This window comes from Chelonobacter oris (assembly GCF_000772535.1).
GTDB lineage: Bacteria > Pseudomonadota > Gammaproteobacteria > Enterobacterales > Pasteurellaceae > Chelonobacter > Chelonobacter oris.
This window is the reverse complement of record NZ_JSUM01000015.1, coordinates 22,472-34,491: the sequence shown is the minus strand read 5'-3', so window position 1 is coordinate 34,491 and position 12,020 is coordinate 22,472. Positions and strand designations below refer to the sequence as shown.

Annotated in this window: 13 protein-coding genes; 11 read left to right on the top strand and 2 right to left on the bottom strand. The window is 49.4% G+C overall.

Features of this window, described 5'->3' with window-relative positions:
- Positions 1-60 precede the first annotated feature (60 nt).
- From OA57_RS10235 to OA57_RS12720, 11 genes are all read left to right on the top strand, one after another.
- Positions 61-663, top strand: coding sequence for a Crp/Fnr family transcriptional regulator (locus OA57_RS10235; RefSeq protein ID WP_034617327.1), 603 nt, complete (start codon positions 61-63; stop codon positions 661-663).
- Positions 664-801: 138 nt separating this feature from the next.
- Complete coding sequence (rnr, locus tag OA57_RS10230) at positions 802-3,153, top strand: ribonuclease R (RefSeq protein ID WP_034617324.1); 2,352 nt, start codon at positions 802-804, stop codon at positions 3,151-3,153.
- A 37-nt stretch (positions 3,154-3,190) separates the two neighbouring features.
- Positions 3,191-4,312 carry an S-(hydroxymethyl)glutathione dehydrogenase/class III alcohol dehydrogenase gene (locus tag OA57_RS10225; protein WP_034617321.1) on the top strand — a complete coding sequence of 374 codons (1,122 nt, stop codon included), beginning with the start codon at positions 3,191-3,193 and terminating at the stop codon, positions 4,310-4,312.
- A gap of 57 nt (positions 4,313-4,369) precedes the next feature.
- A complete protein-coding gene (gene fghA / locus OA57_RS10220) occupies positions 4,370-5,212 on the top strand; it encodes an S-formylglutathione hydrolase (protein ID WP_034617318.1) in 843 nt (280 codons plus the stop codon).
- 55 nt (positions 5,213-5,267) lie between these two features.
- Positions 5,268-6,005: a 23S rRNA (guanosine(2251)-2'-O)-methyltransferase RlmB gene (gene rlmB / locus OA57_RS10215; protein WP_034617316.1), complete on the top strand. Its 738-nt coding sequence runs from the start codon at positions 5,268-5,270 to the stop codon at positions 6,003-6,005.
- 20 nt (positions 6,006-6,025) lie between these two features.
- Entirely contained in the window at positions 6,026-6,838 is an 813-nt protein-coding gene (locus OA57_RS10210) for a pyridoxal phosphatase (protein ID WP_034617313.1), read from the top strand.
- 119 nt (positions 6,839-6,957) lie between these two features.
- Positions 6,958-7,395, top strand: coding sequence for a YgiW/YdeI family stress tolerance OB fold protein (locus OA57_RS10205; protein ID WP_052122472.1), 438 nt, complete (start codon positions 6,958-6,960; stop codon positions 7,393-7,395).
- A gap of 65 nt (positions 7,396-7,460) precedes the next feature.
- On the top strand, positions 7,461-8,129 hold the full coding sequence (locus tag OA57_RS10200) for a response regulator (RefSeq protein WP_034617311.1): 669 nt from the start codon (positions 7,461-7,463) through the stop codon (positions 8,127-8,129).
- Complete coding sequence (gene qseC / locus OA57_RS10195; protein ID WP_034617309.1) at positions 8,119-9,471, top strand: quorum sensing histidine kinase QseC; 1,353 nt, start codon at positions 8,119-8,121, stop codon at positions 9,469-9,471. Before OA57_RS10200 ends, qseC begins: the two co-directional genes overlap by 11 nt.
- 110 nt (positions 9,472-9,581) lie before the next feature.
- Entirely contained in the window at positions 9,582-9,812 is a 231-nt protein-coding gene (locus OA57_RS10190; protein WP_034617308.1) for a YgaP family membrane protein, read from the top strand.
- Positions 9,796-9,969: a hypothetical protein gene (locus OA57_RS12720; RefSeq protein ID WP_161788347.1), complete on the top strand. Its 174-nt coding sequence runs from the start codon at positions 9,796-9,798 to the stop codon at positions 9,967-9,969. The genes OA57_RS10190 and OA57_RS12720 overlap by 17 nt, the downstream gene beginning before the upstream one ends.
- 13 nt (positions 9,970-9,982) lie before the next feature.
- Here the strand turns inward: OA57_RS12720 and leuD are convergent, their stop codons facing one another.
- Both leuD and leuC read right to left on the bottom strand, forming a co-directional pair.
- On the bottom strand, positions 9,983-10,585 hold the full coding sequence (leuD, locus tag OA57_RS10185) for a 3-isopropylmalate dehydratase small subunit (RefSeq protein WP_034617306.1): 603 nt from the start codon (positions 10,583-10,585) through the stop codon (positions 9,983-9,985).
- A gap of 10 nt (positions 10,586-10,595) precedes the next feature.
- The gene (leuC, locus tag OA57_RS10180) at positions 10,596-12,005 is read right to left on the bottom strand and encodes a 3-isopropylmalate dehydratase large subunit (protein ID WP_034617304.1); all 1,410 of its coding nucleotides are present in this window, start codon (positions 12,003-12,005) and stop codon (positions 10,596-10,598) included.
- Positions 12,006-12,020 lie beyond the last annotated feature (15 nt).

Sequence of the window (12,020 nt, the reverse complement as noted above, 5' to 3'; positions counted from 1 at the left end):
TTGATAAAAGTGCGGTTATGCCGGTCTGTAACCGCACTTTAAGCACATGGAGAAAACATAATGGAAAACCACCCGTTCTCACCACAGCAATTAAAGCATTGCCATCTCAGTGTGCTGCATACGCTGGAAAAAGGAACCCTTATTTATTCTCAGGGCGAAATTGCCAAAGCGTTTTATTTTGTACAGCACGGGCTTATCGGTCTATACCATATTCTGGAAAGCGGCAAAGAGAGCCTGCTCAGAATTTATCACACTAACGACTATTTCGGTTTCCGCACCTTATTCGGCGAAAATCGCTATCACTGCACAGCAAAGGTCTTGGTTGAAGCGACGCTTATCCATATCCAACCGGACAATATCCAACAATTCGTGCAACACAACCCCGACGTCGGGCATTTTTTACTGAAAACGCTCGCCAACGAACTGCAAGATGCCGAACACCGTCTGGCCAAAGCCGCTTATAACAAAAGTCTGGACAAAGTAATCGACAGCATCTATTTTCTGACCGAGACTTACCCCGAATATTGTTGGACATACCGTGAAATCGCCGAATACGCCGGCTGTGAAACCGAAACCGCAATTCGGATCAGTAAAGAATTAAAACGTAACGGATTATTGAAAAATACCCCTCACCCGTCAAAACTGCAAAAATCGTCCGTCTAAACGCAAAGCGAACAACACCGCTGACGACAAGATTAAAACCCGCATTTCCGTGTGCTTCCCTTGCATTCCCCCGCCCACAATGTCAAACTGGGATTTAAATCCATAACAACAATAAAAATTGAACAAAAAGGAGATGTTATGAGCAAAGATCCACATTATCAGGCGGAAGCCGAGAAATATGAAAATCCAATTCCAAGTCGTGAATTTATTCTACAAACTATTCGTGAACATAAAACGCCGATGAGTCGGCAAGATATTCTGACCGCACTTCAGATTAGCGATGAAGAACAGCAGGAAGGTATGCGCCGCCGCTTACGGGCGATGGAAAACGACGGACAACTGGTGTTTACCAAACGCCAATGTTATGCCCTGCCGGAAAAATTATCGCTGCTGAAAGGGACGGTACTCGGCCATCGTGACGGCTACGGTTTTTTACAGGTGGACGGGGCAAAAGACGATTGGTTTATTCCCAACGGACAAATGAAACGGGTGATGCACGGCGACTATGTACTGGCGCAGCCGAACGGCTTTGATCGCCGCGGACGGCAGGAAGTGCGGATCGTGCGCATTTTGGAAAGCCGTAAAAAACAGATTGTCGGCCGTTTCTTTATGGAGTCGGGCATCGCCTTTGTCGTGCCGGACGACAGCCGTATCAGCCACGATATTTTAATTCCGAACGAACACCGCATGGGCGCCCGTATGGGACAAGTGGTGGTGGTCGAACTGCAACCTCGCACCCGTAATCATAATCCGGTCGGGATTATCACCGAAATTCTGGGCGACAACATGGCACCGGGCATGGAAGTGGAAATTGCACTGCGCAACCATGATATTCCGCATGTTTTCCCTGAAAACGTGTTGAAGCAGGTCGACGGTTTAAAAGAAGAGGTTACGGAAGACGCCAAACAAGGGCGGGTTAATCTGCGCGATCTGCCGTTGGTCACCATTGACGGCGAAGATGCGCGCGACTTTGACGATGCGGTCTATTGCCGTAAAAACGGCGACAGCGGCTGGAAACTGTGGGTCGCCATTGCCGATGTCAGCTATTATGTCCGTCTGAAAACCGCACTTGACAGCGAAGCGCGCAATCGCGGCAACTCGGTTTATTTCCCGAATCGTGTGGTGCCGATGTTGCCGGAAGTGCTGTCAAACGGCTTATGTTCGCTCAATCCGCAAGTCGATAGGCTATGTATGGTGTGCGAAATGGACATTTCCAAAAAAGGCAAAATGACCGGCTACAAGTTCTACGAGGCGGTGATGAATTCCCACGCCCGTTTAACCTACACCAAAGTATGGCGGATTTTGGAAGGCGATGAAGAGTTGCGTCAACGCTATGCCTTGTTGGTGCCGCACTTGGAAGAGCTGAACAACCTGTTTAAGGTGCTGCATGACGCACGCAAAAAACGCGGTGCGATTGATTTTGAAACCATTGAAACCCAATTTATCTTCAATCCACAAGGCCGTATTGAACGGATTGAGCCGGTGGTGCGCAATGATGCCCATAAAATTATTGAAGAGTGCATGATTCAAGCCAATATTGCGGCGGCGACCTTTGTCGAAAAAGCACAAGAACCGGCACTGTTCCGTATTCATGCCGGCCCGAGTGAAGAAAAAATGCTGGCGTTCCGCAGTTTCCTCAACGAGTGCGGTTTAACGCTGGGCGGCGGTTTAAAACCTACCCCGGCGGACTACGCCGCATTAATGGTACAGGTGAAAGAACGCCCCGATCACGAATTGATTCAAACCATGCTGTTACGCTCGCTCAGTCAGGCGGTCTATTCCGCCGACAATATCGGTCATTTCGGTTTGGCGCTGGACAACTACGCCCATTTCACCTCACCGATTCGCCGTTATCCCGATTTGAGTCTGCACCGTGCAATTAAATACCTGATCGAAAAAGAAAAAGGCGGCAACAAACGTTCGACCCACGGCGGCGGTTTCCATTATTTATTGGACGACATTGATCTGCTAGGCGAACACTGCTCCACCACCGAACGCCGTGCCGATGACGCCACGCGCGACGTCGCCGACTGGCTGAAATGCGAATATATGCAGGATCATGTCGGCGAAGAATTCGACGGCATCATTTCCACTGTCACCGGTTTCGGTCTGTTTGTGCGGCTGAACGATTTCTTTATCGACGGTTTGGTACACATTTCCACGCTGGACAACGATTACTACCAATTTGACAGCGCCGGTCAACGCTTGATCGGCGAAAACAGCGGCATGTATTACCGTATCGGCGACAAAGTGCGGATCAAGGTTACCGCAGTCAGTCTGGAGCAAAAGCAGATCGATTTCGCCATGGTTGCCAGTGAACGCAAACCGCAGCGGGAAGGGAAAACCACCAAAGACCGCTTGAAGAAAAATACCCGCTATGCCGAAAGCCTGGAAAAACGCCTGCGTGACGGACGTGGCGCAAAAGCCGCACCGAAGAAGAAAAAGCAGAATGCCGGCGCTTCATTCGGCAAGGCAAAAAAACGCAAATAACTGCCGTAACCACCAGCCGAAAATCAGGAGGAGTTGTATGACCGACTACATTAAAACCCGCGCCGCCGTCGCTTGGGCAGCGAATGAACCGCTGAAAATCGAGGAGTTGGATTTAATGCCGCCGCAAAAAGGCGAGGTGTTGGTGCGTATCGTGGCGACAGGCGTCTGCCATACCGATGCCTATACCCTGTCCGGCAAGGATTCGGAGGGTGTTTTCCCCTGTGTTTTAGGGCATGAAGGCGCGGGCATTGTCGAAGCGGTCGGCGAAGGCGTGACCAGTGTCGCCGTCGGTGATCACGTCATTCCGCTTTACACCGCCGAGTGCGGTGAATGTAAATTCTGTCGCTCCGGCAAAACCAACCTGTGTTCTTCCGTACGGGAAACGCAAGGCAAAGGCTTGATGCCGGACGGTAGCGTGCGTTTTTTCAAAGACGGAAAACCGATTTATCACTATATGGGCTGTTCCACCTTTTCCGAATATACCGTGGTTGCCGAAGTCTCGCTGGCAAAAGTGCAAAAAGAAGCGCCGTTGGAAGAGATTTGCCTGCTCGGCTGCGGCGTCACCACCGGCATGGGTGCGGTCATCAATACCGCCAAAGCCAAGAGCGGTGACAGTATTGCGATTTTTGGCTTGGGCGGAATCGGATTGGCGGCGATTATCGGTGCCAGAATGATTGGCGCAAGCCGGATTATCGCCATTGACGTCAACCCTGAAAAATTTGCGATGGCAAAAAAACTGGGCGCAACCGAGTGTATCAATCCGAATGATTTTGACAAACCGATTCAAGAGGTCATTGTCGACATGACCGACGGCGGGGTCGATTACTCGTTTGAATGTATCGGCAATGTCGAGGTGATGCGTGCCGCATTAGAGTGTTGTCACAAAGGCTGGGGTGAATCGGTGATTATCGGTGTCGCCCCTGCCGGAGCGGAGATCCGCACCCGTCCGTTCCAGCTGGTGACCGGCCGAGTCTGGCGCGGTTCGGCATTTGGCGGCGTGAAAGGCCGCACCCAATTACCGAAAATTATCCAACAATATCTGGACGGTGAATTTGCCTTAAGCGACTTTATCACCCACACCATGCCGCTGGACGAAATCAATACCGCCTTCGACTTAATGCACCAAGGCAAATCCATTCGCAGCGTTATTCATTATTGATCCTGCCAAGTGCGGTCAAAAGCAAACCGCACTTTGCCGTATAATCGTGAGGATATCATGACCCCATTGACGTTAATCAGCAGTAACAAAATGTTTGACGGTGTTCATCAACGCTATCGCCATACATCACACACCACCAAATGCGAAATGACATTCGCCGTTTATCTGCCACCGCAAGCCAATGAAAATAATAAAGTGCCGCTACTGTATTGGTTATCCGGTCTAACCTGCAACGATGAAAATTTTTCTACCAAAGCCGGCGCGCAACGGCTGGCGGCACAATACGGCTTTGCACTGGCAATGCCGGATACCAGTCCGCGCGGGCAGGCTGTCGCCGATGACGCGCATTACGATTTGGGTCAAGGCGCCGGATTTTATCTGAATGCCACTCAAGATCCTTGGAAGACACATTATCAGATGTATGATTACATCACCAAAGAACTGCCTGAATTATTACAAAAACGTTTTCCGATTGGCGAAAAAGCCGCTATTTTCGGGCATTCAATGGGCGGACACGGCGCCTTACTGATTGGCTTGCGCAATAGTGAACGCTTCCGTTCGATTTCTGCGTTTGCCCCGATCGTCAATCCGAGCGAAACACCTTGGGGGCAAAAAGCATTTTCCGCCTATTTGGGCGAAGATAGGACATTATGGGCGCAATATGACAGTTTAAAACAGCTGATACACGCCAAAACAAAATTGCCGATATTGATTGATCAGGGAGATGCCGACAGTTTCTATCCGGAGCAGCTACAACCACAAAAATTTGTTCAAAGAGCGGTCGAGCACAGTTTTGAAATCGAATTTAACCTGCATTCGGGTTATGATCATAGTTACTACTTTATTGCAACGTTTATCGAACGTCATTTTGCCTTTCATGCCCGGCATTTCGGATTATAATCAAGCTGATTTTGTGTTATCGTAGCAGGCAATTTATCTCAACCGACAAAACAACATGAGCGAAAATATTTACGGTATTCATGCCGTCTCCTCTTTTTTAAACACCGCACCGGAGCGAATTATCGAAGTCTTTGTGCTGAAAGGGCGTGAAGACAAACGCCTGCTGCCCTTATTACAGCGGTTACAAGCCCTCGGTCTTGCCGTGCAACAAACCAATCGCCAGACACTGGATAAAAAAGCCGACGGCGAAGTACATCAAGGCATCATCGCCCGGATTCAATCCGCAAAAGAGCTGAATGAACATGATCTGGACAGCCTGTTAAACGGTAAGGCTCAGCCTTTTTTATTGGTATTGGACGGCGTAACCGATCCGCACAATCTCGGCGCCTGTTTGCGCACCGCCGATGCGGCCGGTGTCGATGCGGTGATCGTGCCGAAAGACAAATCGGCACAGCTCACGTCTATTGCGCGTAAAGTGGCCTGTGGTGCAGCAGAAACCATGCCGCTGATTCGAGTTACCAATCTGGCCCGCACGTTGCGTGAATTACAGCAACAGCACAATATCTGGGTGATCGGTACCGCCGGCGAAGCGAGCGAAACCCTATATCAAACCAAACTGAACGGCGCTATTGCGCTGGTGATGGGAGCGGAAGGCGAAGGTATGCGTCGCCTGACCCGTGAGCATTGCGATCAATTGATCAGCATTCCGATGGCGGGCAGCGTTTCTTCATTAAACGTCTCGGTCGCCACCGGCGTTTGTTTATTCGAAATCGTGCGTCAACGCACAGTCTAAACTTGTATCAGGAAAGAAAAATGAAATATCGTGTAGTCGCATTTGATTTAGACGGCACCTTGCTCAACAGCAAAGGTGAAATTCTGCCGCAAAGTATTGAGGCAATAAACAGCGTGCGAGCCAAAGGAGCAAAAGTCGTGCTGGTAACCGGCCGCCACCATACCGCAGTCAAACCGTATTACCACCAGTTACAACTGGATACGCCGATGATCTGCTGTAACGGCACGTATATTTATGATGTTGCCAATGACAGCACCCCCGTCGCCAATCCGTTTACCTGGCAGCAGGCGCGAAAAGTGATTGAGACCGCCGAACAATCGGGCATTCATCTGCTGATGTACACCCGTGATCAAATGACATTTACCGAATACAACCCGCATATGCGCAAATTCAGCCAATGGGTCGAACGCTGTCCGGCTGAAGTTCGTCCGAATTTACAGCAAATCAGCAGTTTTTATGCACCGTTGGCTGCCGGACAAACTATCTGGAAATTCGTGTTCAGCCACCCTGACCGCACATTAATGCAGCAGGCCGTCGCACAATTACCCGAGGATCAATTCAGTTGCGAATGGTCGTGGATCGATAGGGTCGATGTCGCCAACAACGGTAACAGCAAAGGCGGACGGTTGCTGGATTTACTGAAACTGTGGGATATTGATCCGCAGCAGGTGATTGCTTTCGGCGATAACCATAATGACATCAGCATGCTAAGTGCGGTCGGCTTGGGCGTGGCCATGGGCAATGCAGAACACGAGGTCAAATCATACGCCAAACTGGTCACCACTGATAACGATCAAAACGGTATTCAGCAGGTTTTGGAAAAATATTTATAATTTTTTGCACGGTTAAGCTTTTTTTAAGAACTCTTTGTTTTAATACACCTCAACAAAGCACGGATACTTGCCTTAACGCTTTGTGAACATTTGGAAAAAATTAAATTCGGAGAGTAAATATGATGAAAAAAACAGCATTGGCTTCAGCCCTTCTCTTAACAATCAGCGGCGGCGCATTAGCGGCAACCCAGGCAAACGAAGCCTCACAGCCGACATTCGGTGCGGAGCGCACGATGAAATATGACGGAAAGCATAAAAAACATCACGCTGAACGCGCCGGCTTTTCCGCCGAGGAAATTGCCGTCAGCCACGTTGCCTCGCTGAAAGAAATGAAAGATGATCAATTGGTTGTATTAGAAGGGTTCATCGAACAGCAAGTCGGCAAAGACGATTTTGTCTTCAAAGACGACAGCGGCAGCGTTGAGGTGGAAATTGACGATCGTGCATGGCACGGTCAATCGGTCACCCCGAAAGACAAAGTCAAACTGTTCGGCGAAGTAGACCAATCTTGGAACAAAACCGAAGTGGAAATTCACCGCGTGGTGAAAGTTCAATAATCTGACAACGCAACCGCACTTTAACCAGTGCGGTTTTTTCATCAATAAGCAAACGGAAACCTGCCATGCGCATATTACTTATCGAAGACGATCCTTTAATCGGTGACGGCTTAAAAGTCGGATTGACCCAGTTCAATTACCGCGTAGATTGGTTTCAGGACGGTAAAACCGGTTTTGAAGCGCTCGACAGCGCCCCCTACGATGCCGTTGTGTTGGATCTGACCCTGCCGAAAATGGACGGCATGGACATTTTACAGCAATGGCGCAAGCTCAATCAGGACGTACCGGTATTAATTCTGACTGCTCGCGACTCGTTGGAACAGCGGGTTTCCGGTTTGAAACAAGGTGCCGATGATTATCTGTGCAAACCGTTTGCCCTCAGTGAAGTCGCCGCCCGTCTCGAAGCATTGATCCGCCGCCGTCACGGCAACCTCAATCCGGTGATTAGCCATGGAAATCTTACCTTTGAGCCGGATTCACGCCAGGTGAAACTGGACGGCGAGCCGATCAATTTGACCACCCGTGAATTCAACCTGCTCTCTCTGTTTCTCAACAACAAAGAACGTGTACTGTCACGCTCGTTGATCGAAGAAAAACTGCACAGCTGGGATGATGAAATCAGCAGCAATGCGCTGGAAGTGCATATCCACAATCTGCGCAAAAAACTGGGCAACCATTTTATCCGCACTGTACACGGCGTCGGTTATACCTTGGGTAAAATGGATGAAAATTAACAGCTTACGCCTGCGACTGATCATCATTTTGTCTCTCGCCTCGCTCCTGCTCTGGCTGGGTGCTGCGGTCATCGCTTGGATTAAAGCCAAAGACGAAACCGACAAGGTGTTTGATGCGCAACAAATCCTGTTTGCCCAGCGTTTAGCAACATCCAATTTAAGACAAATTCTGATTCAACAGCACAACGGGAAAAAGCCCGAAACCGTCAGGCCGCCACACCATATCCGCAAAAAAGTGCTCGATGACGATGCGCTGGCATTTGCTGTTTTTACCCGACAGGGCGAACGGGTTCTGTCCGACGCCAACAACGGCGATCATATCAACTTTTCGCCGGTACGGGGATTTGCCAAACAAACGCTTGACGATGATTCATGGCGGATTTTCTGGTTGCCTGCCGCCGGCGGTGAGCTGATGATTGCCGTCGGACAAGAACTGGAATATCGGGAAGACATTGTTGCCGACATGGTGTTCAGTCAACTGCTGGTCTGGCTTGCCGGACTGCCGATTTTATTGGCACTGATTGTGCTTGTGGTTAGCCGTGAGCTGGCGCCGTTAAAACGGTTGCGCCGACAGCTTTACCAACGCTCGCCGGACGACAACAGCCCGCTGGACATTCCGCAGCTGCCGTCGGAAATCCAACCGGTCGTCAACAGCCTGAATCATTTTTTCAACCGCACTTCGAGTATGTTATTACGTGAACGCCGCTTCACCTCTGATGCGGCGCATGAATTGCGCAGTCCGCTGACCGCACTTCGGGTGCAAACCGAAATCGCCCAACTCGCCGATAACAACAGTCATATGCGTAATCAAGCGTTAAACAATCTGACCGGCGGAATTGACCGTGCTACACAGCTGATCGAGCAGTTGCTGACACTGTCCCGTCTGGATTCGGTAATCGAACTGGAACAGCTGGAAACGATAAAATGGCAGGATTTAATCGAATCCTTACTTGGCGAGCGGTATTTTGCAGCAGATAAAAAACAGATAAAACTGATCTTTGAACAGCAAGGCACGCCGCCTTTACAGAAAGGGCAACCGTTACTGATTTCATTGATGCTGCGTAATTTGATCGATAACGCCATTCATTACTGTCCGAACGGCAGCCGTGTTTGCGTCTCGCTATACGCCGATCGGCTGACGGTGAGCGATAATGGCAACGGAGTTAATCCCGACGATTTGGAAAAACTGGGACAACGGTTTTACCGCCCCGCCGGACAAAACGAAAAAGGAAGCGGTCTTGGATTATCAATCGTGAACCGCATTGCCGAACTGCACCATTATTCGGTAAAATTCAGTAATTTAACTCCAAACGGTTTTCAAAGCGAGATCAGATTCAGATAATTCAAAAGAGTTATTTGACATCATTGCTAAAATCTGTATTAATGAAATATGTGGTACAACCCTTATGTCGATGTTAACCAAACCAAACGGAGGGGCAATGCCTAACAATCATGCCGAAAAAATTACGTAGAAATTTAAGCAATAAAGAACGTATTATCCGTATTTTAGTCGGGATCACCCTATGTGTGTTAAGTGCGGTTAAGGTGATCGGGTCGTGGGGCTATATCGGGATCTTGCTCACGATCAGCGGATTATTAAGCTACTGCCTGATTTATAAATGGTTGGGCATTTCGACCTGTGTCGATAATTGTGAAATCGATCTCGATGACGAACATCGTTGATGTCGGCAAAATAAAACCGCACTTTCCGCTAAAAAGTGCGGTCAAAGCAGAAAAATTCGCTTCCAAGACGTTTATCCGTTCGTTCATATCATCTTTACTGAATCTTATCAGACTGAAATACGCAAAAAGCCGCAATATCGACAATATTGCGGCTTGATGCACGTCACTATTTATCGCAAAAACGCCGGAATTTTGCTTTCGTATGCGCTGATCGCCTCTTCATGCTGCAACGTCAGTCCGATATTGTCCAAACCTTCCAATAAACAGTGGCGGCGGAATTCGTCCAGCTCAAAGACATACACCTTATCACCGACAGTCACTGTTTTGGCTTCCAGATCCACATCAATCCGTTTACCTTCGTTCACCCACACCCATTGGAAAATCTCTTCAACCTCTTCTTCACTCAGACGAATCGGCAACATATGATTGTTTAAGCTGTTATTATAGAAAATATCGGCAAAGCTTGGGGCGATCATCACTTTAAAGCCGTAATCCGCCAGCGCCCAAGGGGCATGTTCACGTGATGAACCGCAGCCTAAATTTTTACGTGCCAACAAGATTGTCGCCCCTTGATATTGCGGATAATTCAACACGAATTCCGGATTCGGTTGCGTACCGCCCACATCTAAATACCGCCATTCGTGGAACAAGTGTTTCCCAAAGCCGGCACGCGTAATTGCCTGTAGAAATTGCTTCGGAATAATCGCGTCGGTATCCACGTTCGCCGCATCCAGCGGAACGACTAAGCCTGAAAGTTGTTTAAAACCAGCCATTGTGTTCTCCTTAATTTAACGAAATTTGGCGAATATCCACGAATTTGCCGAAAACGGCCGCCGCCGCCGCCATTGCAGGACTGACTAAATGGGTACGCCCGTTGCGCCCCTGACGCCCTTCAAAGTTTCGGTTGCTGGTTGAGGCACAGCGCTCCCATTCGCCCAAACGGTCGTCATTCATGCCCAAACACATCGAACAGCCCGGATTGCGCCATTCCGCACCGGCTTCGATAAAGATTTTATCCAGTCCTTCTTGTTCAGCCTGTTCCTTGACTAAGCCTGACCCCGGCACCACCAGGACCCGTTTAACGTTATCCGCCACTTTGCGCCCTTTCATCACAGCCGCCGCCGCACGCAAATCTTCAATACGGGAATTGGTGCAAGAGCCGATAAACACTTGATCCACCGCAACTTCGGTTAAATCGGTATTCGCCTGCAAGCCGATATAGTCCAGCGCTTTTTCAGCGGAAGCACGTACGACCGCATCGTCCATTTCAGCCGGATTCGGTACTAATTGATCGATGCCGATCACCTGCCCCGGATTGGTTCCCCAAGTTACTTGCGGTGCAATATCTTTGGCATCCAGCACCACTTCCGTATCAAACACGGCACCTTCATCAGTCTGCAAAGTTTTCCAGTAAGCTACCGCATCGTCCCAATCTTTGCCTTGCGGCGCATGAGGACGACCTTTTAAGTAAGCGAAAGTGGTTTCGTCAGGGGCAATCAGGCCGGCTTTTGCGCCCAATTCAATCGCCATATTACACACTGTCATACGACCTTCCATTGACAGATCACGAATCGCTTCACCGCAGAACTCTACCACATGTCCGGTGCCGCCGGCCATTGTAGTTTTACCGATAATCGCAAGTACGATATCTTTTGCCGTAATGCCCTGCCCAACTTTACCACGAACCTCAATTTTCATGCTTTTGGCACGTGCCTGTTTCAAGGTTTGGGTTGCCAATACGTGCTCCACTTCGGAAGTGCCGATCCCGAACGCCAATGCGCCGAATGCGCCGTGAGTCGCCGTATGGGAATCGCCGCAGACAATCGTCATGCCCGGTAACGTCAGGCCTTGTTCCGGCCCCATCACATGTACAATGCCTTGCTCTTTTCTATTCATGTCGAATAAGGAAATGCCGGTGGCTTTACAGTTTTTTTCCAGCTCCAACACTTGAATACGGGCTTGCCCTTCCAACTTGCCGACATCACGCTCTTGGGTAGAAATACTGTGATCCATGGTGCCGAAAGTTTTGTTGACTTGACGAACTTCACGCCCGGCCACACGCAACCCGTCAAAGGCTTGCGGACTGGTAACTTCGTGGATCAAATGACGGTTGATATACAAAATCGGGGTTTCACCGTCTGCTTCGTAAACGACATGCGAGTCGAACAGTTTTTGGTATAAAGTCTTCTTCATATTTTAATCCGTAAA

Bases quoted from the DNA above. Each gene is read 5' to 3' on its own strand.
- qseC (WP_034617309.1), top strand. From the start codon at position 8,119: ATGAAAATTAACAGCTTACGCCTGCGACTGATCATCATTTTGTCTCTC.
- fghA (WP_034617318.1), top strand. From the start codon at position 4,370: ATGACCCCATTGACGTTAATCAGCAGTAACAAAATGTTTGACGGTGTT.
- OA57_RS10205 (WP_052122472.1), top strand. From the start codon at position 6,958: ATGATGAAAAAAACAGCATTGGCTTCAGCCCTTCTCTTAACAATCAGC.
- OA57_RS10235 (WP_034617327.1), top strand. From the start codon at position 61: ATGGAAAACCACCCGTTCTCACCACAGCAATTAAAGCATTGCCATCTC.
- leuC (WP_034617304.1), bottom strand. From the start codon at position 12,005: ATGAAGAAGACTTTATACCAAAAACTGTTCGACTCGCATGTCGTTTAC.
- OA57_RS10225 (WP_034617321.1), top strand. From the start codon at position 3,191: ATGACCGACTACATTAAAACCCGCGCCGCCGTCGCTTGGGCAGCGAAT.
- leuD (WP_034617306.1), bottom strand. From the start codon at position 10,585: ATGGCTGGTTTTAAACAACTTTCAGGCTTAGTCGTTCCGCTGGATGCG.
- OA57_RS10210 (WP_034617313.1), top strand. From the start codon at position 6,026: ATGAAATATCGTGTAGTCGCATTTGATTTAGACGGCACCTTGCTCAAC.
- OA57_RS10190 (WP_034617308.1), top strand. From the start codon at position 9,582: ATGCCGAAAAAATTACGTAGAAATTTAAGCAATAAAGAACGTATTATC.
- OA57_RS12720 (WP_161788347.1), top strand. From the start codon at position 9,796: ATGACGAACATCGTTGATGTCGGCAAAATAAAACCGCACTTTCCGCTA.
- OA57_RS10200 (WP_034617311.1), top strand. From the start codon at position 7,461: ATGCGCATATTACTTATCGAAGACGATCCTTTAATCGGTGACGGCTTA.
- rlmB (WP_034617316.1), top strand. From the start codon at position 5,268: ATGAGCGAAAATATTTACGGTATTCATGCCGTCTCCTCTTTTTTAAAC.
- rnr (WP_034617324.1), top strand. From the start codon at position 802: ATGAGCAAAGATCCACATTATCAGGCGGAAGCCGAGAAATATGAAAAT.